The organism is Bradyrhizobium sp. SRS-191, assembly GCF_024586915.1.
GTDB lineage: Bacteria > Pseudomonadota > Alphaproteobacteria > Rhizobiales > Xanthobacteraceae > Bradyrhizobium.
Window position 1 is genome coordinate 229,132 of the sequence record NZ_JANBVS010000008.1, and the last position, 22,517, is coordinate 251,648.

16 protein-coding genes and 1 tRNA gene are annotated in these 22,517 nt (G+C 67.3%); 7 read left to right on the forward strand and 10 right to left on the reverse strand.

Going from position 1 to position 22,517, the window contains the following annotated elements; all coding sequences use genetic code 11:
* Positions 1-26 precede the first annotated feature (26 nt).
* The gene (locus NLR35_RS16980) at positions 27-1,709 is read left to right on the forward strand and encodes an MFS transporter (protein WP_257167672.1); all 1,683 of its coding nucleotides are present in this window, start codon (positions 27-29) and stop codon (positions 1,707-1,709) included.
* Positions 1,710-1,725: 16 nt separating this feature from the next.
* Here NLR35_RS16980 and NLR35_RS16985 read toward each other — a convergent pair whose 3' ends face one another.
* Together NLR35_RS16985 and NLR35_RS16990 are read right to left on the reverse strand one after the other, a co-directional pair.
* Complete coding sequence (locus NLR35_RS16985; RefSeq protein ID WP_257167673.1) at positions 1,726-1,941, reverse strand: cysteine rich repeat-containing protein; 216 nt, start codon at positions 1,939-1,941, stop codon at positions 1,726-1,728.
* 112 nt (positions 1,942-2,053) lie between these two features.
* On the reverse strand, positions 2,054-2,341 hold the full coding sequence (locus NLR35_RS16990) for a hypothetical protein (protein WP_257167674.1): 288 nt from the start codon (positions 2,339-2,341) through the stop codon (positions 2,054-2,056).
* A 364-nt stretch (positions 2,342-2,705) separates the two neighbouring features.
* Between NLR35_RS16990 and NLR35_RS16995 the strand changes: the two genes are divergently transcribed.
* Complete coding sequence (locus tag NLR35_RS16995) at positions 2,706-3,752, forward strand: polysaccharide deacetylase family protein (RefSeq protein WP_257167675.1); 1,047 nt, start codon at positions 2,706-2,708, stop codon at positions 3,750-3,752.
* A 76-nt stretch (positions 3,753-3,828) separates the two neighbouring features.
* Here the strand turns inward: NLR35_RS16995 and NLR35_RS17000 are convergent, their stop codons facing one another.
* A complete protein-coding gene (locus NLR35_RS17000; RefSeq protein WP_257167676.1) occupies positions 3,829-4,254 on the reverse strand; it encodes a hypothetical protein in 426 nt (141 codons plus the stop codon).
* 429 nt (positions 4,255-4,683) lie between these two features.
* Between NLR35_RS17000 and NLR35_RS17005 the strand changes: the two genes are divergently transcribed.
* Positions 4,684-5,262: a hypothetical protein gene (locus NLR35_RS17005; protein ID WP_257167677.1), complete on the forward strand. Its 579-nt coding sequence runs from the start codon at positions 4,684-4,686 to the stop codon at positions 5,260-5,262.
* A 21-nt stretch (positions 5,263-5,283) separates the two neighbouring features.
* Here NLR35_RS17005 and NLR35_RS17010 read toward each other — a convergent pair whose 3' ends face one another.
* Complete coding sequence (locus NLR35_RS17010) at positions 5,284-6,693, reverse strand: GSCFA domain-containing protein (protein WP_257167678.1); 1,410 nt, start codon at positions 6,691-6,693, stop codon at positions 5,284-5,286.
* A 2,263-nt stretch (positions 6,694-8,956) separates the two neighbouring features.
* Here NLR35_RS17010 and NLR35_RS34325 point away from each other — a divergent pair.
* The gene (locus NLR35_RS34325; RefSeq protein WP_374940825.1) at positions 8,957-9,862 is read left to right on the forward strand and encodes a reverse transcriptase family protein; all 906 of its coding nucleotides are present in this window, start codon (positions 8,957-8,959) and stop codon (positions 9,860-9,862) included.
* A gap of 1,124 nt (positions 9,863-10,986) precedes the next feature.
* Here the strand turns inward: NLR35_RS34325 and NLR35_RS17015 are convergent.
* The 4 genes from NLR35_RS17015 to NLR35_RS17030 form a co-directional block, all read right to left on the reverse strand.
* A tRNA-Thr gene (locus NLR35_RS17015) sits at positions 10,987-11,062 on the reverse strand.
* 150 nt (positions 11,063-11,212) lie between these two features.
* Entirely contained in the window at positions 11,213-13,141 is a 1,929-nt protein-coding gene (locus NLR35_RS17020) for a heme biosynthesis HemY N-terminal domain-containing protein (RefSeq protein ID WP_257167679.1), read from the reverse strand.
* A gap of 7 nt (positions 13,142-13,148) precedes the next feature.
* The gene (locus tag NLR35_RS17025) at positions 13,149-14,462 is read right to left on the reverse strand and encodes a COG4223 family protein (RefSeq protein ID WP_257167680.1); all 1,314 of its coding nucleotides are present in this window, start codon (positions 14,460-14,462) and stop codon (positions 13,149-13,151) included.
* A gap of 50 nt (positions 14,463-14,512) precedes the next feature.
* Positions 14,513-15,241, reverse strand: coding sequence for a uroporphyrinogen-III synthase (locus NLR35_RS17030; RefSeq protein WP_257167681.1), 729 nt, complete (start codon positions 15,239-15,241; stop codon positions 14,513-14,515).
* Between the two features lie 139 nt (positions 15,242-15,380).
* Between NLR35_RS17030 and tsaD the strand changes: the two genes are divergently transcribed.
* From tsaD to NLR35_RS17045, 3 genes are all read left to right on the forward strand, one after another.
* Positions 15,381-16,448 carry a tRNA (adenosine(37)-N6)-threonylcarbamoyltransferase complex transferase subunit TsaD gene (gene tsaD, locus NLR35_RS17035; protein ID WP_257167769.1) on the forward strand — a complete coding sequence of 356 codons (1,068 nt, stop codon included), beginning with the start codon at positions 15,381-15,383 and terminating at the stop codon, positions 16,446-16,448.
* 231 nt (positions 16,449-16,679) lie between these two features.
* Positions 16,680-17,660: an NAD(P)H-dependent glycerol-3-phosphate dehydrogenase gene (locus NLR35_RS17040; protein WP_257167682.1), complete on the forward strand. Its 981-nt coding sequence runs from the start codon at positions 16,680-16,682 to the stop codon at positions 17,658-17,660.
* 174 nt (positions 17,661-17,834) lie between these two features.
* Positions 17,835-18,248, forward strand: a complete 414-nt coding sequence (locus tag NLR35_RS17045; protein WP_257167683.1) for an EVE domain-containing protein — start codon at positions 17,835-17,837, stop codon at positions 18,246-18,248.
* 60 nt (positions 18,249-18,308) lie between these two features.
* Here NLR35_RS17045 and tsaE read toward each other — a convergent pair whose 3' ends face one another.
* Entirely contained in the window at positions 18,309-19,838 is a 1,530-nt protein-coding gene (tsaE, locus tag NLR35_RS17050; protein ID WP_257167684.1) for a tRNA (adenosine(37)-N6)-threonylcarbamoyltransferase complex ATPase subunit type 1 TsaE, read from the reverse strand.
* On the reverse strand, positions 19,835-22,342 hold the full coding sequence (locus NLR35_RS17055) for a PAS domain-containing sensor histidine kinase (protein ID WP_257167685.1): 2,508 nt from the start codon (positions 22,340-22,342) through the stop codon (positions 19,835-19,837). Before NLR35_RS17055 ends, tsaE begins: the two co-directional genes overlap by 4 nt.
* Positions 22,343-22,517: the final 175 nt, after the last annotated feature.

Sequence of the window (22,517 nt, forward strand, 5' to 3'; positions counted from 1 at the left end):
CAAACGGACGACGTGGACGGACCTGAATGAATGCGCCCTCGAAACGAGAGCTGTTCGCCGCGGAGAGCATCGCCGCGCCGCTGAAGCACACGGTGTTCCGCCGCATCTGGCTGGCGAGCCTGCTGTCGAATCTCGGACTTCTGATCCAGGCCGTCGGCGCCGCCTGGGCGATGACGCAGATGACATCGTCGGCCGACAAGGTCGCGCTGGTGCAGACCGCCTTGATGCTGCCGGTGATGTTCATCTCGATGCCGGCCGGCGCTGTCGCCGACATGTACGACCGCCGCATCGTGGCGCTGGTCTCGCTCGCGGTGGCGCTCGGCGGCGCCACGACATTGACCGCGCTGGCCTGGCTCGGTCTGGTCACGCCCGAGCGTCTGCTCGCGCTGTGCTTCGTGATCGGCAGCGGCATGGCGCTGATGGGCCCGGCCTGGCAGTCCTCGGTCAGCGAGCAGGTGCCGCCCGAGACGCTGCCGGCCGCGGTCGCGCTCAACGGCATCAGCTACAACATCGCCCGCAGCTTCGGCCCGGCGATCGGCGGCGTCATCGTGGCCGCCGCGGGCGCCGTGGCCGCGTTTGCCGCCAACGCGCTATTGTATCTGCCGCTGCTGGCTGCGCTTTTCCTATGGCGGCGCGTGGTCGAGCCGAGCCGGCTGCCGCGCGAGCCGCTCAACCGCGCCATCGTCTCCGGCGTCCGCTACATCATCCATTCGCCGTCGATCCGCATCGTGCTGATCCGCACCCTCGTCACCGGCATCATCGGCGGCTCGATCTCGGCGCTGATGCCGCTGGTGGCGCGCGACCTGCTGCATGGCGGCGCGCAGACCTACGGCATCATGCTCGGCGCATTCGGCATGGGCGCCGTGGTCGGCGCGCTCAACATCGGCGAGATCAGGAAGCGGCTGTCGGGCGAAGCCGCGATCCGCACTTGCGCGCTGACCCTGGGCGCCGCGACGGCGGCGGTGGGGTTGAGCGGCGAGCCGGTGCTGACCGCCGCGGCGCTGGTCATCGCCGGCGCCGTCTGGATGCTCGCGGTCGCGCTGTTCAACATCGGCGTGCAGTTGTCGGCGCCGCGCTGGGTCGCAGGCCGTGCGCTCGCGGCGTTCCAGGCCGCGATCTCAGGCGGCATCGCGATCGGCAGCTGGGGCTGGGGCCGTCTCACCGACGCCGCCGGCGTCGAGGTGGCGCTGCTGGTCTCGGGCGCGCTGATGATGGTCTCGCCGCTGCTCGGCCTGTGGCTGCGGATGCCGCCGATCGGCGCGCGCAACGAGGATGCCGAGACGCTGGCCGATCCGGAGGTGCAGCTCGAGCTCACCCCGCGCTCGGGCCCGCTGGTGGTCGAGATCGAGTACCGCGTCGCCGAGGACGATGCCCGCGCCTTCCACGACCTGATGCAGGAGGTGCAGCTCAGCCGGCAGCGCAACGGCGCCTATGGCTGGTCGATCGCGCGCGACATCGCCGATCCCGAGCTGTGGACCGAGCGCTATCATTGTCCGACCTGGATCGACTATCTGCGCCAGCGCAACCGCTCGACCCGCGCCGAGCGCGAGCTGCACAAGCGCGCGATCGATTTCCACATCGGCGCCGATCCGGTGCGCATCCGCCGCATGCTGGAGCGTCCGTTCGGCTCGGTGCGCAGCCGCGACGACATCGACCGCACCGCCGAGCAGGCCCCGGCGGTCGCATCCACGGCGCGCAGCGGACCTTAGAACGGCGGCAGAGGAATTACTGCCCGTGCTCGGTCAGCACCTTGTCGCAGGCTTTCGACAGCTTGGCGCGGTGCTCCTTGAGGCAGGCCAGGACCGCCTGGTCGCCGTTGTTCATCACGGCGCGGCAATGCCGCGACACGTCGCGGGCGCATGCATCCTGGCCGACCTGCTGCTGGGCCGAGGCCGCTGAGGCGAGCAGGGCCAGGGGAATGACCACCAAGAATTTACGCATGACCGACGCCTCCAGGATTGACGATTGGCGGCGCTTTTAGTGGCCACAACCGGGCCTCGCAAGCGCCTCGGTCGCAGCCGCGGCGCGCAGCGGGGAGCCGGATACCGGGAGGTCAGTTGGCGTCGCCGGCCTCGGCGACCTTGCCGTTGCGCTTGAGCACCTCCTTGTCGAGCACCGTGCGGCAGCCGGAGCTCAGCGAGGAGCGGTTCTTGATCATGCAGGCGGTGATCGCCGGGATGTTCGGGATCTCGCTGCTGCACAGGCGGAAGGCGTCGCCGGTGCACATCTGCTGCGCCTCGGCGCTGAAGGCGAAGCCGGCGCTCGAGCTGAAGGCCGAGATGGCGGCGACGCCGGCGGCCGTCAGAACGGCGGTGCGGAGGAGATTGAAGATCTTCGTCATGGCTGGCTCCCATCGGCTCCGCATCAGCGCGGGGCCCTTGTTCAATGCGTCCATCATGGCCGGCCCGCTCTCTAGCAACAGTGACGCGGGTCACGCCAGATCGAGCCCCTCAACCCAGGTCCGCAATCCAGATCCTCAATCCAGGCCCGCAATCCAGTCCGCGCGGCGCGTGCAGCCTGGCCGCGGCGACGTGTCGCTCCGGCGGAGTGCGGATGTGGCGCCTGCATCGCCCTGGAAATGATCGCTGATCCCAACCGTGTTGGGACCGCGTTAACGAGTCGTTGGCATTAATGGATTTCAAATGAGGCGGCGGAAATCCTTCTCTCCGCCTGTCACGTGTCTCGCGTTTTCGGGAAGAGTAACCATGCGTAATGCGTTAGGCTTGCTGCTGGCCACCGTCGTCGCGGCGCTGGCGATCACCGGTGTCTGGTATTGGGTGTCCAAGCCCAACGCCGCCAAGGCTGCAGCGCAGAGCGCAGCGGCAAAGCCGTCCGAACCTGCACCGCCGCCGCCGACCAGGGTCGCCGGCAAGGGTGCGAAGGACGATGTCGAGTATACCGGCACCGTGCCGGCGAAGCCTGCGGCGTCCGCCGCCCTGCCGATGCAGCCGAAATCGACCTGCGCCAATCCGGATGCGCTCGGCATCTCGCGCACCGTCGTCGTCGACACCACGGGCGGTCCCGGCTTTGGTCTCGACCACTTCAAGCAGTTCGACTTCCTCGCCGACCGCGAGGTCGTGCTGACGTTCGATGACGGCCCGTGGCCGGTCAACACGCCGGCCGTGCTGAAGGCGCTGGCCGACGAATGCACCACCGGCATCTTCTTCACCATCGGCAAGCACGCGACCTATCATCCGGAGATCCTGCGCCAGGTGCAGGCGGCCGGTCACGTCGTCGGCGTGCACACCTGGTCGCACGTCAATCTCAACGGCAAGAAGATGACCGACCAGATTGCCAAGGACGAGCTGGAGAAGGGCATCAGCGCCGTGAAGTTCGCGCTCGGCGGCACCAACCCCGCGCCGTTCTTCCGCTTCCCGCAGCTGCAGCACCGTCCGTCGGCGGTGGCCTATCTCGGCGAGCGCAACGTCGCGATGTTCTCCTGCGACGTCGACAGCTTCGACTTCCGCTCCAAGGATGCCGATCAGGTCGTCAACACGGTGATGACCGGGCTCGACAAGAAGGGCAAGGGCATCATCCTGATGCACGACTTCCAGAAGAACACGGCGCTGGCGCTGCCGACCCTGCTGCGGCGGCTGAAGGCCGGCGGCTACAAGGTGGTCGCGATGAAGCCGAAGGGCACGCTCGAGACGCTGCCGGAATATGACGCGATGGTCGGCCAGGATCCGAAGCTGCCGACCACCATGACCAATGCGCGGCCGATCTCGAGCGTGATCCAGACGGTCCAGCAGTGACGCCGCACGACGTTTGCTAGACGCGAAGGCCGGGCAACTTGCCCGGCCTTTTTCGTTGTCGGCCTGATATCGAGGCTCACCAATAGATGCCGTGGCGGTGCAGCTCGCGCACGATGCGGGCTTCGGTCCAGCCGCCCTTGCTACGCGGCTTGCTCGCGCGTGCCGATTTCGATCGACGCGACGAGGACTGCGCCGATCTGGCCGGCTCGGCGGCGGCCGTTGCGGTCGCGGTGGAGGGCTGTGCGGCGGCGGCAGCCGCCGTGGCCGGGGCTGTTGCCGCCGCCGGTGCGGCCGGCGCCACCGGGGCAGGCTGGGCCTGGGCGGCGACCGCCGGCGCGGGGGCCGGCGTGATCGTGACCTCGCCGGCCTGTTGGGCATAGGTCGGCCGCGGCGCCGGCGCTGCGGTGTCGCTCGATGACAGCGACAGGCTGCGGGTTCCCTGGGCCTGTGCGACGGTGGCGGATACGAGCACCATGGCTCCGATCAGGATCATCTTGCGCATCTTGGAAACTCCCCTCGTTGATGGGGACGAGGTTTAAGCGCTGGCGGAATGCTTCGATGTGATGTCGGTCACACCAGCCGCTGCAAGCCTGAATTGAGCCAGGCGCGCCGGCACGTCGGCGCGGCACGGGGCACCATTTTTCTCAGAACCTTTTTGCGGTCGCGGCGACTTCCGTTCAGGACGACGGGGGCGCGGGGACGTGTCGGTCCGACATTCGGACCAGCGATGGATGGCAGCGCCCGCCGCGGGCGCATCGCAATTCCGCTCACCCAGGCTTGCTACCACATTACCGTCATGACGAGGTGTTCCATGGTCCCGGAACGACCGAAAGCTCAGGTATGAGCGTATGCATGCCTACTGTCTGTTGGTGGTGTTTAGAAAGTTCGCCAAATTCGATACTGACCTTCGATTCGCAGGAAGGATGGGCGCATGCGCCGGATGATGATTGCGGTTCTCCTGGGGGCCGTCGGCCTGCCTGCCGGCATCGGCCTGGCGCGGGCTCAGGGCGGCGAGAACGAGGTCGAGGAGATCTACATCGCCCGCAGCGTGCGTCATGGCCGCGTGGTGCCGTCGGATTTCTGCGCGCCGACCAAGACCGGCTTTGCGCCGGCGCTGGAGGACCAGCTCTCGATCCAATCCGTCAACGTGCAGCCGAGCGACGGCCGCATGACCGGCACCAACGACAAGAGCATCGGCGAGATGCGGGTGTGCATCGGCCAGGCGATGGACCCGACCCAGCTCGGCACCTACACCGAAGGCCAGCTCAACGGCATCGCCTTCACCGGCGTCGGCGATTGCCGGCTGGTGCGCGGCAACCTGCCGGAGGAGGGCCTTCTCACCCACCGCTGCTTCCTGGCGCTGTCGGGATTGCCGGCGCCCTATGTCGGCGGCTTCCTGATCTCCAGCTCGCTGTATTCGAAGACGCCGTTCGGGCCTGAGAGCTCGCCGCCGGGTTATGCCCAGGCCGGCATCCTCATCATCCGGCTCTGGCGGAAGCGGCTGCCCTGAGGCAGCCGTTCCGGAGTGTGATCAGGCCGGCGAGAAGGTCTGCACGAAGGCGCGCACCGTCGCCGACACCTTGTCCTCGGAGACGTGCCACGCCGCGCCGTCATCGGCGGCGAAGAAGTTCGAGGCATTGGAGCCGCCCCAGCGGAACACCTCGAAGGACGGCCAGTACCAGATGTCCTCGAGCTTCGAATTGTTGACGACCTCATGCGCCACCAGCCGCATCGTGCTCTTCGACAGGCAGTCGGCCTGCACCACCGATTCATATTCGAACGAGGTGAGCAGCGGCACCGGCGACACCGTGACGATGACCTTGATGCCCGGCGAGATGCTCCGGACGAAGTCGATCAGATAGAGCACATTGTCGACATTCTCCTGCACGCTGGCGGTGCGGAACTTGTACTTCTCGGCCAGCGCCCGCGAGTTCAGCGCGGTCGGCCGCGGCAGGACGAAGGCGCCGGTCTCACGGTCGAAGAACGCGGCGGCGACGCCCAAGGTCAGGATGAAGACGTCGGCCTGCCGGATCACCGACAGCGTGTTCTCCTTGCTCGATCCCGGCGGCAGCAGCTCGACGATGCGCTCCCGGATCTCCGGATCGATCTGGGCATCGCGCAGCCAGTCGACGAACACGCGATTGGCGAAGGTCGTGTTGATGTATTCCGAGATCTCCATGTGGTGGCTGGAATAGCCGCTGTCCTTGAGGCTCTTGGAGAGGTTGCGCGCGAAGCACGAGCCCATCGTGAAGAAGCGCGTGCTCTTGTCGAGAAACTTCGGCGCGGCGGCCAGGTTCACGGCGATGTGGTTGGTGATCAACGTCTGCAGGTCGCCGAGGAAGTCCTTGGTTTCCGGATAGCGGCCGGCCTTGGCGCGGCCGCCCTTGGCTTCCTTCGCCTTGTTGCCCTTCTTGGCGTTGGTGCGCGCCAGCTCCAGCGTCTCGCGGTTGAGCGGGTTGTCAAAGGCCGGGTTGAGCTTGATGGCCTTCTCGAGCGCGGCCACCGCCTCCTCGAACTCGTTGTTCTGGGTCAGGATCTCGCTGAGCGCGAAATAGTCGGCGGCGTCGTTGGAGGCGGGCGCGAGCTTGCGGTACAGCTCCATCGAGCGCGGGAACGGGCCGACATGGCTGCAGCGCAACGCGGCGCTGCGGATCAGATGCAGATTGCCTTCGGTTGCCTGTTCGAAGACCTGCGGGTTCTCGTCGAGGATCGCGAGCATCATGTCGCGCGCCTCGGCGCGCTTCTTGTGCGAGCCGTCGTCGATCAGCTGCGCATAGATGAAGCGCGCATTGATGTCCTTGGGGTCGAGCTCGAGCAGCTTCTGGAAGGCGAGCTGCGCACTGACGAAATCCTTGTCCTCGATATATTTGTAGGCGAGCGTCCTGATCTGGCCGAGGATCGACTGGAACTGGGTGTTGTTGTCGAGGGCAGTGGTGCTCATGTCGAGGCTCGCCTTGTGTCTCTCGTTGTGTCGCGCGTCGCGTTCCGGCCGTCGATCCGGCGTGCTGCGGCCTCGGAGAGCCGCCCACTGCCAGGCGTCGGGTCGAATCGTCACGCGCGCGAGCGCCGCAGGCCCCGCGAGTGAGACGTCCCGACCATGACTTTTGGATACTGATCGCCACCGGCATCGCCGCTGACGTACGCCCGAGCGCAACCGGCCCAGCGGCATTCGAACGCGACGGATGCTGTCGTCCCGATCGCCGCCTACTGCCAGCGCGGGTATTCACCCCGCGGCTCGCGCCAAACGATGGCGCGATTTGGGTTAAGCAATTCTTAACCGGCGGGGCCGCGACGAGCGGACGCGACGTGTCAGCAAGAGAAGAAGCAAGGAAGGCGAGACACTGGTGCCGCAAGAATAATCTCGGTCTAAAAGAACGACCATCGGGCTTGGGTCCGTCACGGCGCATTTTGCGGCGCGGCTCATTGATCAGATTTGGTAACCGTTCCAATTGTCAGCGCGCCAGGACAGCTCCATAAATGTCATTTGGAGGAGCACAAATGTCCGATCGGAAGCCGCTTTCGTCATATCCAACATCACAGGCGTGGCTAAGGCAATTTGGCGAATCCGATCAGCCGGCAGCAGGACTGATGTTGGACTCTATGCTCCTTCTTAATGAGGAGCAGGTCAGTGCCGCCCTCCGCTCGCAGCTGTACGCGCTGGCAGCTTCCCGGCATGGAAAGCGCAAAAGAGTCGCTCTTTATGCCGAGCGGGAATTTGGAGGCGCACCAGCATTCAAGGTAGAATCGATTCCAGACGCCAGTGGTAGGCTGCGTCGACGGTCGATCGGCCGGAAGGGACCTGCGCCAGTTAGTCCTGTTCGAGGCAGCGGTCGTGTGGGAAGCGAAGGTCTTGTTGCGTTCGTGATATCGCAAGCTCACGAGACCAAGCCACGATCATTTATGAACCATCCCGGACCCGACTTGCTCCGCGGGAAAACCAGCCCTCCGGGAAGTATTGGCATCGTCACAGATTTCATCGGTTCAGGTTCGCGCGTTTGCGAGATGCTAGATGCATTTTGGGCTGTCCCCAGCGTCCGATCCTGGGTTTCAAGGAAATGGATCGACTTCAAGGTAATCGCCGCGGCAGCCACTGCTGCCGGGGTCGCGAAGGTGAAACGGCACAGGCTCGGACCGGAAGTGCTATTCCAACATGCTGCGCCCACGATTAGCAGCCATCCGGATTGCGTGCAGGCTGACGAGTGGTCAGCTCTGATCGAGAAATATGGCCCTGATGCTGGCCGGGGAGCGAGCCGCTATGGGTTTGGAGGCGACGCGGCGCTCGTAGCATTCAACTATCGGCTTCCCAACAACACTCCGGCCCTGGTGCACCGCACCCACGAGCGTTGGCGCGCCCTTTACGACGGTGCCGCACCAGATGATCTAAGGCCAGCGTTCGGCGTCCGGGCCCCGTCAAAAGTCATTGGACAGGCAGCACAGATGACCGGCGTCGCAATCTCCGACGATCTATCGCCGGAAGCTGCTGCGACGATACTCGTACTCAGCTTACTTCGTGGACGGTGGCACGCAAAAAGCCAGGTCGCTCTGGCCGAGCGCACTGGAATGGCCGTGCCAGATGTCATGGACATACTTGCTCGGGCCCTTAAGGGCGGTCTCGTCAATGGCTCGGGCAGGCTAACCGATTCTGGACAAGCCCTCTTGGCGGCAGGACGACGTTCCGAGCGAAAGCGACCAGTGGTTGCAACAAATTCTGAGCCGTATTATCCCTTGGCCCTGAGGACTTCGCGGGGCTCATCTAGTACCCGCCGCCCTTCGGGGCGGCCATGATGGCAAGTACTAGCTTGCTGTCGTGGGCGGCCGGGCTTCCGGTCGCCGCTGATAGAGCTTCCGAACGCCGGTACACGCTGCTTCCTCCTTCGTTCCCTGCGGGAACCTCCTCGAGAGACTCGTTTCGATGGACGAAGCAGCGCCCACGCGGGGCTGGATTCAAGTAGATGAAACACCCGTGGAGTCCTCAGCACTTTCAGGGAGAGGCAAGAAAGGCTGGCCGTCCCGAGGTTATGATAGAGGCTGCGCTGAGCGCGGCTTCAGCGATCAAGCGGGTGCATCCCAACCTTCCTGTCATTTTCACGCTGCATCACTTGGCGCATCTAGCCGAGGTGGCAGCCGAGGATCTGCAGCAGGTAGCCTTCCGTAAAGTGGACGCCTACCGAGTATTCCGCGTCAAGAAGCGAGGGGTGCCTGGTATGATTCCGGCTCCGCCACGGCGTTACCGGACAATCTGTGTACCGCATCCATTTCTGATGCAAGTACAACGTTGGATTGCTCAGAATATTCTCAATCTCATAGACCCGCATCCAGCCAGCTTTGCCTTCACACCTAGGCGGGATCTCGTTGGGGCGGCCGCGCGCCATCTCGGTTCGAGATGGCTCGTCAAAATGGACGTTCGACATTTCTTCGAGTCGATCTCAGAGCCACAGGTTTATCGAGTGTTTCGCTCACTTGGATATGGTGCGCTACTGTCATTCCAAATGGCGCGGATCTGCACACGCCTGCCCGGTCATCGCCCGGGTGCGCCAAGTCGCCCCCTTGGCAGGGGCGAACCCGGTTTGCCCTACCGCAGGTATGACCCAGGTCACCTACCTCAAGGAGCACCTACCAGCCCAATGCTGGCGAATTTGACAATGGAAACGCTCGATCGTCGACTGACTGGACTGGCGCGAAGCGAGGGATGGACTTACACTCGATATGCTGACGATCTCGCTTTTTCTAGGACAGATGAGACTTCGCGTATCATCGCGATGCGTCTAGCGAAGCAAGTTGCACACCAACTAGAACTTGTTGGGCTGACCCATCACCGTGAAAAGACTAGCGTTGTCCCGCCGGGTGCACGAAAGGTGCTTCTAGGCGTGCTGGTGGACAGCGATCGGCCGCGCCTCACTCGCGCCTTTCGAAACAATGTTGAAACGCATCTCTTTGCGCTCACGAGCGACAAGGTTGGCGCCTCTGCCCACCGGAAAAAGCGAGGTTTTGCTTCAACGATTGGCATGCGTCGACACATCGAAGGCCTAGTCGCGTTTGCTCATCAGGTAAACCCAGCTTACGCAGCAAAGTTGTACGCGAGGCTCAACACCGTCGACTGGTCGCGCTAAGGGCAGACGTCGCTGGCCAGGAGCTTTACTACGCCTTCGCGCTGAGCGTCCACCCTGCCCGCCTGAGCTGTCCGAGCCATTCGAGCAGGCCAGTCTAAATCACAGCAGCCTCATGCGTTGGAGGAACCGCTTCGCCAAGACGAATGAGAAAACTCTCGCCGCGCTCGCGAGGTACTGTGGTCGGTCCCTGTCCGAGTCTACGGAGCGCTTTAAGCCCAGCCACAGTTGAACCTCGTACATGCCGATCGCATCACCCATTTCGCTGTGGCTACTTCATCCAGGATGAGTTCAGCATGAGGAATCAACGCCGCGACGTCGCTGGGACGCGAACAGCGAGGATATCAACGATGGAGGAGTTTCGGTGACGATGCACCTTTCTCATCGTCCTGCTCGGGATCCATCAAGTCTGATGGCGGTCAACACGGAGCTATCGACGGTGTGTCGCGGCAACGGAGCAGTGCAGGCGAAAAATTCCGAATACCAGAAATTCTGTTGACGCGCCCCCCAAATCAGTGGTTTGATCCGGCCATCCCGCCCGCACTGAGAGGGGCGTATCGCGATCGTCACGGGACGTTGCGGCGGGGAGCGGTGGCCGCGGGGCGACGCAGCATCCTTGATGGGTGCGGACGAACGTCGTGCCGCGGACGGTCAAGCCGTGTGGTCCCGACACCCCGACGCTGGTGTCTTGGTCGGCGACGATGTCGATGACGGGGGCAAGCAAGCCGGTCCCCTGGGAGAGCACGGAGCAGCCGTTCAAACCATTGCGCAGGGAAGGCCGGGTTGTTTCCGGCTGAGCCTGTGGTTCCTGCCCCGTGCATTTTTCTCCGCACGGGGGCCGCGGGTGCCAGTCGGCACTCGGCCTTCCCTGCGCCCTCTCACCTGATGAGGACGCCGACTGCGGCAGAACTCGGGGCCATTGACCCGCGAGATCGCGGCGGCATGGGCGCGAGCTATGGCCGCGACGAGCGGCAGGCTGTTTGACAGGTTTGATCGGATCAGAAAGTGGGGGTCGACGTGAGCGGCAGCGGGGCCCAAACGCCCGGCTTCGCCAAGAGGCTTCGCCGGGCACGCTTCGCCCTTCGGGCTATGGCGGCTGCGCCACGCGTAGCCCGAAGGGCGAAGCGTGGTGCCGCAAGAGGGACTCGAACCCCCGACCCCGTCATTACGAATGACGTGCTCTACCAGCTGAGCTATTGCGGCGAACCAAAGCGGCGCGTGCCCGGTACGGGACCGGACCACGCGGACGCGCTCCTGATATCGGGCGGACGGCCGGTTGGCAAGGACCACGCGCGCCGTGGCCGCCCGGAATCGAACCGGTGTGGCGGGAACGGCCGGCGTGGTCCGCCGGGGTCAGCTCCCGAATCGCGACCAGAACCCGCGCCAGCCGCCGGCCTGGACCTTCGGCGCGATCTGCTCGGCGAACTCGTCGCGCGGCTGGTCGTCGTCGTCGACCCCGGGATCGTCCGGCGGGCGCATGATCGGGACGATCGCCTGGATCTGGGTCTCCGGCGGCTTGGCGAGATCGCTGCGGTTGCGGAACAGCGGCGTGGCTGCGGCGGCCGCGGTTTCCGCGGGCTTCACGGGCTCGGCGGGCGGCTCCTGCTCCTCCGCGGTCTCTGGCTCGGCGTCGGTCTCGGTCGGGGCGGCGGCCTGCAGCGGCGGCGCCGGCTCGGCCGCCGGCGGGGCGGCGGGCTGCGCCGTCAGCTCCAGCGGAGCGCTGTCCTCAGCCCTCTCAACAGGGTTCTCCACCGGCTTGTCGACAGGCTTGTCCACCATCTCCTCGGCCGGCTTGCCGGCGATGGGCTCGGGCGTGGCGGCGATGTCGGCCGGCTTCGGCGGATCGTTGTCCTGCAAGGTGGTCGGCGCGATCACCACCGGCGCCGCGGCCGTGCCGCGCGGCGGCTCGACCAGGCCCTCGGGGATCGCCGGCCGGCTCGGCGGCGCCAGCACGGCCTCGGCGAATTCCGAGCTTTCGATCACGCTGTTGCGCTCCGACGGCAGGCTTGCCACCGGGGTCTGCCACTGGAACGCGTCGAGCCGGCCGGTGACCGGCGAGATCGGCCGCCAGCGGTCGCTGACATAGCCGTCGGCGGTCCAGGCCGGGTCGTGGCGGGCGCGCACCGCGCGCAAGGTCCATTCGCGCGCCTTGCCGGCGTCGCCGTGCTCGGTGCGCTCCAGCTCGGCCATCAGCATCGCCACGCGCTGCGTCGGGTCGTCGGTGAACGGCGAAAGCGCCGCGCGGGCGCGGCCGAACTCGGCGGCGTCGATCGCCGCGCGGGCCACGGCGAGCGCAGCTTCGACATGGTCGGGCGTGCGCGCGGCGAGGTTCTCGATCCGCGACAGCCGCTGCCGGGCCGAATCGCCGAGCCGGACATGGGCATAGGCATCGGCGAGATCCGGATGCGGGCACGGCGCCCAGGCCGCCTCGATGATCTTCATCGCGCGCCGCACCTGGTGCGCCTCGCTCTCGAACTTGGCGGCGAGCACGGCGGCCGGCACCAATGTCGGCGCCAGCTTCACGGCTTCCATGGCGCTGGAGCGCGCGAGGTCGCGGTCCTCGGTTTCCAGGGCCATCGCCCGCGCCGTCAGCAGCACGCCGCGCTGGCGGCGATAGGTCGGCTTGTCGATCATGCCGGCGGTGTAGTTGCCGTCGAGGATCGCAAGCGCGCCGTTCCAGTCGGCCTGGGCGCAGCGGAAGCCGAGCACGGCATGCGAGGCCCAGGTCGCGTTCGGGGCGAGCTTGAGCGCCTCGTCGGCGATCACGACCGCGGCCATCGCATCGTCGGCGCGCTGCGCCTCGATGAACAGGCCGCGCAGGCCGAGCAGGCGGGTGTCGTGGCGCTCGGCCATGGCGCGGAAGGCACGGCGCGCACCGTCGCGGTCGCCCTCGAGCTGCGCCGCCTGGGCGTGCAGCAGCAGCGTCAGCGGATCGTCGCCGGCCAGCCGCTTCGCGGCGTCGGCATGCTGGCGCGCGGCGGTCGAATCGCCGTGGCCGATCGCCAGCAGGCCGTGGGTGATGGCGTGGCGGCCGCGCCGGTGCCGGCGCTCGCGATGCGCATGGCGGATGCGGCCGGGCGCGCGCAGCAGCGTGCTGATCAGGTTCCAGACCAGCACGCAGGCGGCAACGGTCAGGCCCAGCGCCAGCACGAATACCGGGAGCGTCATGGCGATCCGCCATGGACCCCAGTTCAGCACGACGTCGCCGGTCTGCTCGGCGACCCAGGCGGAGCCGGCGGCAGCGAGCCCGACCAGGATGAGGAAAACAACGATCCGGAACATGAGCGTCCTATTGCGCGGGTTTGGCGAGCGCGGTCATCGAGTCGTCGGCGAATTTGCGTGCGGCCGACAACGCGGCATCACGCGCATCGGCCTTGGCGAGCCAGTCATTGGCGGGGACGCGCTCGTCTGCGGGCAGGCCCTTCAGCTCGCGCCGCGCCTCGGCGAAATCGTTGCGCAACGCGGCCGCGGTGATCCGCGCCACCACGGCGCCGCGGTCGGTGCCGGCGCCGTCGGTGCGCTCGACCTTGACCAGGTTTTGCGCGCCGGCCGAGAGCTTGCTGAGGATCGAATTGCCCGTGGTGCTCTCAGTGGCGGGCGGCGCCAGCTTCGGCACGATGGTCAGGAGATCGCGGCTGAGCGCGGCCGGGCTCGGCACGCCGTTCGCCGCGAACGCTTCCAGCGGCTTCAGCGCGGCAGCGTCGGACGCCAGCGATTTCGCCGTCGACAGCGCCGCCGCATAGGGGTCGCCGTGGCGGACGGCGACATCGAGCAGCGTCGCCGCAACGACGCGGCGCAACGGGGCATCGTCGGATGTCTTGGCTGCCTCGGCGGCCTCGGAGAGTTTTCGGCTCTCCTGCGCGAGCGCCGCGCTCTGGGTCTTGCTGGCGCGCTCCAGCGCATCGATGCGCGCGGTCAGGCCGGACAGGTCGACCGGGGCCGGCGCGGGTGCGGCGGCCGAGCCGTCGCGCGGCTGCGCCTTGACGTCGTTGAGCGCCGCCACCGTCTTGTCGCTCTGGCTGCGCAGGCCAGCGACGTCGCTGCGCACGCCGGCGATGGCCTTGTCGATCGCATCGATGCGGCCGGTCACGGCGGTATCGGGCTTGCCGATGCGCTGCTCGAGTCCGGCGACCCGCGAGGTCAGCTCGTCGACCGCGGTGGACAGCGGCGTCGTCGGCGATGGCGGCTGGACCGGTGGCCAGCCCAGCATCCAGCCGACTCCGATCACCAGCGCCGCCGCAGCGGCGCCGGAGAATGGCGCGATGATCCAGGGCGACACCGGGCGCGGCGGCGGAGGAGGAGGCAGATCGGCGCGCGGCGGCTCGGCCGCTGTGACCGTCTCCTCGGGCGTCTCGGCGCTGGCTGTGTCCGGCGCGATGTCATCGGCGCCATGCGGATGCGACTGGCTCGCGGTGCCGGACGATCCCTCGGCGACCGCTTCGGCCGGCGCGGACCATGGCGAGGCCGTCGGCCGCTCGGCTACGCTCTCGCTCGCGGCGGGACGCTCCTCGCGCGAGGTCGGCTCCAGGTCGATGGTCGGCGGTGGCCGCTTCGGCCGCCCGGTATCGGAGGCCGGCGCAACGGTGTCGGGTTCATCGACCATGGTGGGAGTTCCCTGGCTGAGGCAAGATTGAGCAGGCCCTCTTACGCCATTCACGACCGTAGCGCACGAGCTAGCCCCTCCAGCATGTCGTTTTCATCCGGATGCGCTGGGATTGTGACCTGGGTCGCGCCGGCCTCACGCAGCACCTCGGCCACATTGGCCGACAGGCAGCCATGCGGCACGGCCAGCGCCGAGATTTCGACGCCCTCGGCCCGGATCGCCGCCACGAACGCCGCGGCACTTCGCCGCGAATAATGCAGCACGGCCTCGATTCGATTGGCCGCGAACGCCTCGCAGACCGCCCGCGGCAGCGCGGCGACCGGCGCCATGCGATAGACGGTCTCCGTGATCACGTCGAAGCCACGCTCGGCGAGCTCGCCGGCGAGCTCGCGCGAGAGGTCGGCGCCGGCGAGATAGAGCAGGGTGCCGCCGGCACCGATGACGCTGCTGGTCGCGATCAGCTCGCGCAACGCCGCGGCATCGCCGGACGCCGACATGACCTGTCCGAAGCCGGCCTCGCGCGCGGCGGCGGCGGTCTGGTCGCCGACCGCAAACAGCGGCAGGTTGAGCAGCCCCGAGCCCACGAGCTGGGGCGCAATCGCGCGCAGCGCATTCGACGAGGTGACAACGATGCCGGCGGCTTCGCGCCCGGCATCCGCGGGCAGCGCGACCGGCTCGAAGCGCAGCATCGGCGCCAGCAGCACGTCGAAGCCGCGCGCGCGCAAGCGCTCCGCGGTGCGTTCATTGTCGGGGGCGGGACGGGTCACCAGCACGGCCATGTGCTATGCTCCCGTCGAATACGGATCGGCCCGGCTGCAACGGACGGACGATTGCACCTGGCGACCTCGTGGTGTTAGGCGGTTCCGCGCACTCATAATAACCGAAGGGTTGAGATTGGGTAACGATTCGACAACGCTGCTGCTCGGCATCGAAACCACCTGCGACGAGACCGCCGCGGCCGTGGTCTCCCGTGATTCGGACGGCAAGGGGCAGATCCTCTCCAATGTGGTGCGCTCGCAGACCGATGAACACGCGATCTATGGCGGTGTGGTTCCCGAGATCGCGGCGCGCGCCCATGTCGACATGCTCGATCATCTGATCGACGCGGCGATGCGCGAGGCCGGCGTCGATTACGCCGAGCTGGCCGGCGTGGCCGCCGCGGCGGGACCTGGCTTGATCGGCGGCGTCATCGTCGGTCTCACCACGGCAAAAGCGATCGCGCTGGTGCATGGCACGCCGCTGATCGCGGTCAACCATCTCGAGGCGCATGCGCTGACCCCGCGCCTCACCGATGCAATCGACTTCCCCTATTGTCTGTTCCTGGCCTCCGGCGGTCACACCCAGATCGTCGCGGTGGCCGGTGTCGGCGATTATGTCAGGCTTGGCACGACGGTCGACGACGCGATGGGCGAAGCGTTCGACAAGGTCGCCAAGATGCTCGGCCTGCCCTACCCCGGCGGTCCAGAAGTCGAGCAGGCCGCGCGCAACGGCGATGCCACGCGGTTCGCTTTGCCGCGCCCGATGCAGGGCCGCCCCGATGCCAATTTCTCGCTGTCCGGGTTGAAGACCGCCGTGCGCAGCGAGATCGTCCGGCTGGACGGCGTCAGTGAGCAGGACAAAGCTGATCTCTGCGCCAGCTTCCAGGCCGCGGTGCTGGACTCGACCGCGGACCGCCTGCGGGTCGGCCTCGATCTGTTCAAGCAGCGCTTCGGCGCGCCGACCGCGCTCGTCGCCGCCGGCGGCGTCGCCGCCAACCAGGCGATCCGCGGCGCGCTCGACGACGTCGCGGACAAGGCCGGCACCCGTCTGATCATGCCCCCGCCCGCGCTGTGCACCGATAATGGCGCGATGATCGCCTGGGCCGGAGCGGAGCGACTCGCGCTCGGCATGATCGACGGCATGGACGCCGCGCCACGCGCCCGCTGGCTGCTGGACGCGAATGCGCAGGTGCCGGGCAAGTTCGCGAAGACGCGTGCGGGGTTTTGAGAGCGTGCCCAAGCTGCTCACTCATTCTCCACTCGTTCGCGAGGCACTCTTCAGCCTCTCTCCGCGCGCGGGGAGAGACTGGATCGCATCGCCAGATGCAATCCGGGTGGCGGGGGCTTTCAGCACGGTCGGTGGTTGGGGTTGTCCCTCACCCCAACCCTCTCAGCGCGAGCGAAGCTCGTCGCGCCCCCGTGAAGAACCGGGAGAGGGAGCGCAGTCGAGTTCGGGGCAATGACGCGCTTCCAAACCATCTCCATCATCGGCGCCGGCGCGTGGGGCACCGCGCTCGCCGCCGTGGCTGCGCGCGCCGGCCGCGCCGTGACGCTTTACGCCCGCGATGCCGAACACGCCGCACGCATCGCAGCTGCGCGCGAAAACCCGCGACTGCCTGGCATTCCGCTCGCCGACAGCATCGCCGTCACCCCTGATCTCGCCCAGGCCGCATGCGCCGATGCCGTTCTCGTCGTCGTCCCCGCGCAGCACCTGCGCGGCGCCGTCATGCATCTCGCGCCGCTGCTCGCGCATGGCACACCGCTCGTCGCCTGCGCCAAGGGCATCGAGCACGGCACCCACAAATTCATGACCGAGGTGATCGCCGAGGCGGCGCCGAACGCCACGCCCGCGATCCTGTCCGGCCCCAGCTTCGCGGACGACGTCGCGCGCGGCCTGCCGACCGCGGTGACTCTCGCCGCGCCCGACGAGACGCTCGCGGCTGACCTCGTGCAGGCGCTGGGCTCGCCGACCTTCCGGCCCTACCACTCGACAGATGTACGCGGAGTCGAGATCGGCGGCGCCGCCAAGAACGTGCTGGCGATCGCCGCCGGCATCGTCGCTGGCCGCAATCTCGGCGCCTCCGCGCTGGCGGCGCTGACCACGCGCGGCTTCGCCGAACTTGTCAGGCTCGGCCGTGCTTACGGCGCGCGCAGCGAGACGCTCACCGGCCTGTCCGGCCTCGGCGACCTCATCCTCACCTGCGCCGGCCCGCAGTCGCGCAACTTCGCCGCCGGCCTTGCGCTCGGCCGTGGCGAGCCGCTGCCCGCGGGCAAGCTCGCCGAGGGGCAGTACACCGCGCCGGTGCTTGTCGAGCTCGCCGCCTCGCGCGGCGTCGAGATGCCGGTGGCGCAGGCGGTCGCCGCGATCCTGGCCGGAGCGGTGACGATCGACGCTGCGATCGAGGCGCTGATGATGCGGCCGTTCAAGGCGGAGGAGTGAGCGCGCAGGCCACGCCTTCGCGCACGGACCGCTCGCCGCCGTCATCCCCGCGCTTGTCGCGGGCATCCGCGTCTTGGATAATGGAAAAGGCTGTGAGAGGTGGGTGGCCTGCACTTCCGAAACGCGCGCGCCGCGTATATTCCCGGCCATGACGGATGGAAAGAGAACGGCACGATGAGCTACTGGCTGGTGAAATCCGAACCCTCGGTGTGGTCCTGGGACCAGCAGGTGGAGAAGGGCGCCAAGGGCGAGGCCTGGACCGGCGTGCGCAACTACACGGCGCGGCAGAATCTGGTGGCGATGAAGAAGGGCGAGCTCGCCTTCTACTACCATTCCAACGAGGGCAAGGAGATCGTCGGCATCGCCGAGATCATCAGGGAAGCCTATCCCGACCCGACCGACAAGACGGCCAAGTTCGTCTGCGTCGACATCAAGGCGCACAAGCCGTTCAAGACCCCGGTGACGCTCGCCGCCATCAAGGCCGAGCCGAAGCTGTCGGAGATGGCATTGGTCAAGCAGTCTCGCCTGTCGGTGCAGCCGGTGACCGCCGAGGAATGGAAGATCGTCTGCAAGATGGGCGGCGTCTGAGGGACCGCGGGCAATGTTGCCGGGGCAAATGCCTGCGGTGAATCTCGTCGAGAAGGGTCTTCAGGACACGCCGGACGGTGGCGGAACATTGGCGGCGTACCAGTCGCGGAGCGGCTCCAGCGCCGGGTGTGCCAGTGAGCGGTGCAAATAGTCCCAAATGCGCGGCTGGTGTTTGAGGTAGTGCGGCTTGCCGTCGCGGCGGTTGAGCCGGGCGAAGGTGCCGAGCAGGCGGGTGTTGCGTTGCGCGGACATGATCGCGTAGTGCGCGCCGAACTCATCGGCGTCGAAGTCCGCCGAGGCGGCTTGCCGTGCCGCGACGTAGCGTTCCCGCAGCGTCTGCTCGATATCGGCGGGGACATCGATGCGGGCGTCCTGCGCCAGCGACACTACGTCGTAGGCGGGCGGCCCCATGACGGCGTCCTGGAAGTCGATCACGCCGACCCGCGCGATGCCCTCGCGGGCGGGAAGCCAGAGCAGGTTCGGCGAGTGATAGTCGCGGATCACCCAGGTCGGTTTCGCCGCGAGAGGTGCGTCCAGCAGATCGCGCCACATCTCCAGGAATTCGGCGCGCAGCACCTGCGACGGCTCCACGTCGCGATCGGGCAGGTACCATTCGAGCATCAGGCCAATCTCGATCAGCATGGCGTCGACGTCGAAGGCCGGGACCTTGTAGGTAACCTGCGGGGCGAGCGGCAGCACCGAGGGCACGTCCTGCGCATGCAGCGCGGCGAGCAGGTCGGTCGCGGCCTCATAGCGGTCCACGATCGGGCGCGGCGGGTCGCCCTCGATCACGCCCTCGCGTCCGAGATCCTCGGTGACCAGGAAGCCGTGGTCGAGATCGGCGTCGTTGATCTTCGGCGCTGAAATGCCGCGCGCGCGGAGCGCGCCAGCCATCGCCACGAACGGGCGGACATCCTCGGCGAGATGCACGGCACCGCTATAGGGCTTGCCGTTGTAGATCGCCGGACCATCGGGCCGCTTCGGCGAGTTCATCAGGATGTAGACGCGCTCACCCTTGTAGAGCCGCGCATAGGAACGGGTCGAGGCATCGCCGGCCATGCGCTCGCGGCGCGATTTGCCGTGGCCGGCCTCGGCGAGGAATTCGCGCAGTGCCTTGAGCCGCGCGACGATCGCGCCGGCCTTGCCGGTACCGATGACCTCGACGCTACGCGCGCTGTCGCCTTGAGCTGCATCGTGCCGCAACGCGATGTCGATGCGGTCCTGCGGCAGCGCATCGCCGGCGCGCTCCGGCCATTCGATCAGCACGACCGTGGCTTCCGGCAGCGGCGACAGGCCGATCTCCTCCAGCTCCGAGGCGTCGCTGATGCGGTAGAGGTCGGCATGCACCAGCGGGAAGCTCGGCAGGTCGTAGCTCTGCGCCAAGGTGAAGGTCGGGCTCGGCACCTCGAGCTCGGCATCATCGGCGAGATAGCGGATCATCGCCCGCGCCGCGGCCGTCTTGCCTGCGCCGAGATCGCCGGTGAGCGTGATCAGCACGCCCGGGCCGATCAGCAATGCGAGGTCGGCCATCAGGGCGGCGGTTGCGGTCTCGTCCGCCAGGGCGGTCGTGTATGTCAGCCGGTCCGTCATTCCGCGGCGTTGCGTTGCGCGATGTGGTCGGTGGGGAAATCACAGGTGACCGTGGTGCCCTTGCCGACCACCGAATCCATCCGCACCTTGCCGCCATGCAGCTCGACGAAGGAGCGCACCAAGGACAGGCCGAGCCCGGCGCCGCGATGGCGCGAGCCCTGCGAGCGGCTGACGAACCAGTCGAACATCTGGTCCTTGATATCAGCGGGGATGCCGGGGCCCGAATCCGTGACAGAGAAGGCGACGCTGTGATCGGTGCGGCGGGCCGACACCACGACGGTCGAATCCTGCGGCGAGAAGCCGACGGCATTGGCGAGCAGATTGTACAGCACCTGGACGACGCGGCGCTCATCGCCGACGAAGCTGCCGACATCGGCCGCGACATCGACCGTGAGGCGGATGCGGTCGGTGGCGAGCCGGTCCTGCACGCCCTCGGCGGCGGCCTCGATCGCCTTGGCGGCATCGACCGGCCCGAGCTCGAGCTTCATCGCGCCGGCATCGATGGTGGCGAGGTCGAGAATGTTGTTGGTCAGCGCCAGCAGTGCGTTGGTCGATTTGGTGACGTAGTCGAGATACTCGGCCTGCTTCGGCGTCAGCGGTCCGGTCGACGGGTCGGACAGGAAATGCGCGAAGCCGATGATCGTCGTCAGCGGGGCGCGCAGCTCATAGGAGACGTGGTGGACGAAGTCGATCTTCATCTGGCCGGCGGCTTCGAGCGCCTCGTTGCTCTCGCGCAGCGCGCGCTCGACATTCTCCGTATCGGTGATGTCCTGGAACGTCAGCATGGTCGCGCCGTCCGGCAGTGGGCGGCTCATGCAGTCGAGCACGCTGCCGTCTCTGCGCTCCAGTTTCAGCGCGACGTCGAGGCGGTTCTCGATCGAGGTGATGGCCTCGCGGATGGTGCGCCAGGCGACGGCGTCGTCGTACAGCTGACGGCACCAGGATTCGACGGTGTCGATGTGGGGGTGTTCGCGCAATGAGTCCGGTGAGAGCCGCCACATCTTGGCGAAGGCCGGGTTGAACAGCTCGACACGGCCGTTCGAGCCGAACACCGCGACACCTTCGGCGAGACTGTCGAGGGTTTCGCGCTGAACGCGGATCAGGCCGTCGTAACGGCGGGCGAGCGCAAAACTCTCGGTGACGTCGTCGAACAGATAGGTGACGCCGCCTTCGGGGTTGGGCGTGGTGACGACCGAGAGCGCGCGGCCGTCGGGCAGGAACCAAGTGTCCTTGGCCGCCTCGACGGCGCGATAGGCCTCGTGCAGCTTGGCCTTCCAGGCGCGGAAATCCGCCTGTTCGGGCAGCTTGCGCGAGGCGCGCAGGCGGTCGAGCACGGAGGAGTCGTCGGGCTGGCTGTCGAGGAACGCCGTGTCAAGATCCCAGAGCCGGCGATAGCTGTCGTTGTAGAAGGCGAGCCGGCGCTGGCCGTCGAATACGGCGACGCCCGAGGACAGCTGGTCGAGCGTGCGGCGGTGCGCCTCGTGCATGCGCACCAGCGCATCGGCCAGTGCCGCTGCCTCGCTGGCATCGATCGCGACGCCGGCGCTGCCGCCGCCGAGCGTGAAGGCACGCACGTCGTGCATGCGGCGTTCGCCGCCGGTCACGATCGGCAGCCGTCCCTCGAAATGGCCGCCGCCGCCGAGCGCGCGCTGCAGGTCGGTTCTGTCGGCGGAATCGAGCAGCTCGAGATTGCGGCTGATCGCATCGGGCACGTCGCGCGCATCGGCCGCCCGTGCATAGGCGGCATTGACGTAAGAGAGTGCGCCGTTGGCCTGCCGCGCCCAGATCGGCCACGGCAACGCCGACGCCAACGCGCGCAGCGACTCCGTTTCCTCGCCCAGCGCCTTGAAGCGGAGCTGTGTCTCGGCGAGCTCGCGGCGCAGCCCTGAGAGCTCGCGGATGCGCACGATGGCTTGGCCGCCGATGGCGCGGCCCATCGCCTCGATGGCGTGGCCATGCGAGGTGGTGAGGTTCAGCATGAAGCCTTCGCCGGCCTCGCGCAGCGCCTCGACCGCGTGGTCGAGCTGCAGCGCCGGCTCCGGCGGCAGCCAGGTGCCGAAGGCGAGGATGCGCTGCGGCTGATCGGAGGGCACCAGCATGGAGGTGTCGCCGGAGATCTGCGGGCGATGACCGCCGGCCGGCCAGGCGATCAGGATCTGCGGCTCGGCGAACAGCAGCGCGCGATAGCGGTCGGCCTGCAGCTGCAGCTCGGCGACATCGGCGCGCAGCCGCGCTTCTTTCCGTGCGGCGGCAACGCGCGTGCGCACCAGCGCGATCGCCGCGACGACGGAGAAGCCGAGCAGAGCGAGCATCGCCGTGACTTCGGCGACATCCGATCGGCTCAGCTCGAACAGAGTAGAGATCGCATCCGCCGGCACGCCATCGCCCGCGAGGACCGGTGTCGCCGGCGCAAGCGCAGTCGCAGCGAGACCCATCAGGCCTTTGCGCGCGAGTGACGTGCACGACAGCAGCGTCTGACGCATCACCACGATCACGCCCGACATATTTGCCCCAAACCGCACGAAGTTCCGCGCGGCGCCGATATCGCGTCGACCGCGCCGTTTCACGAATCAATCAACAATAGCCGCTTCGGGACTCCAGCGGTAAGAGTCCAGACCGTGAACGGTGGTTGCACGGAATGAAAATGCGTTCATCGATGGGCATAGCCGAGTCGGAACT

What these genes read in the sequence shown, in the direction of transcription:
- NLR35_RS16980 (WP_257167672.1), top strand. Translation starts at nt 27, where the DNA reads ATGAATGCGCCCTCGAAACGAGAGCTGTTCGCCGCGGAGAGCATCGCC.
- NLR35_RS16985 (WP_257167673.1), bottom strand. Translation starts at nt 1,941, where the DNA reads ATGCGTAAATTCTTGGTGGTCATTCCCCTGGCCCTGCTCGCCTCAGCG.
- NLR35_RS16990 (WP_257167674.1), bottom strand. Translation starts at nt 2,341, where the DNA reads ATGACGAAGATCTTCAATCTCCTCCGCACCGCCGTTCTGACGGCCGCC.
- NLR35_RS16995 (WP_257167675.1), top strand. Translation starts at nt 2,706, where the DNA reads ATGCGTAATGCGTTAGGCTTGCTGCTGGCCACCGTCGTCGCGGCGCTG.
- NLR35_RS17000 (WP_257167676.1), bottom strand. Translation starts at nt 4,254, where the DNA reads ATGCGCAAGATGATCCTGATCGGAGCCATGGTGCTCGTATCCGCCACC.
- NLR35_RS17005 (WP_257167677.1), top strand. Translation starts at nt 4,684, where the DNA reads ATGCGCCGGATGATGATTGCGGTTCTCCTGGGGGCCGTCGGCCTGCCT.
- NLR35_RS17010 (WP_257167678.1), bottom strand. Translation starts at nt 6,693, where the DNA reads ATGAGCACCACTGCCCTCGACAACAACACCCAGTTCCAGTCGATCCTC.
- NLR35_RS34325 (WP_374940825.1), top strand. Translation starts at nt 8,957, where the DNA reads ATGATTCCGGCTCCGCCACGGCGTTACCGGACAATCTGTGTACCGCAT.
- NLR35_RS17020 (WP_257167679.1), bottom strand. Translation starts at nt 13,141, where the DNA reads ATGTTCCGGATCGTTGTTTTCCTCATCCTGGTCGGGCTCGCTGCCGCC.
- NLR35_RS17025 (WP_257167680.1), bottom strand. Translation starts at nt 14,462, where the DNA reads ATGGTCGATGAACCCGACACCGTTGCGCCGGCCTCCGATACCGGGCGG.
- NLR35_RS17030 (WP_257167681.1), bottom strand. Translation starts at nt 15,241, where the DNA reads ATGGCCGTGCTGGTGACCCGTCCCGCCCCCGACAATGAACGCACCGCG.
- NLR35_RS17040 (WP_257167682.1), top strand. Translation starts at nt 16,680, where the DNA reads ATGACGCGCTTCCAAACCATCTCCATCATCGGCGCCGGCGCGTGGGGC.
- NLR35_RS17045 (WP_257167683.1), top strand. Translation starts at nt 17,835, where the DNA reads ATGAGCTACTGGCTGGTGAAATCCGAACCCTCGGTGTGGTCCTGGGAC.
- tsaE (WP_257167684.1), bottom strand. Translation starts at nt 19,838, where the DNA reads ATGACGGACCGGCTGACATACACGACCGCCCTGGCGGACGAGACCGCA.
- NLR35_RS17055 (WP_257167685.1), bottom strand. Translation starts at nt 22,342, where the DNA reads ATGTCGGGCGTGATCGTGGTGATGCGTCAGACGCTGCTGTCGTGCACG.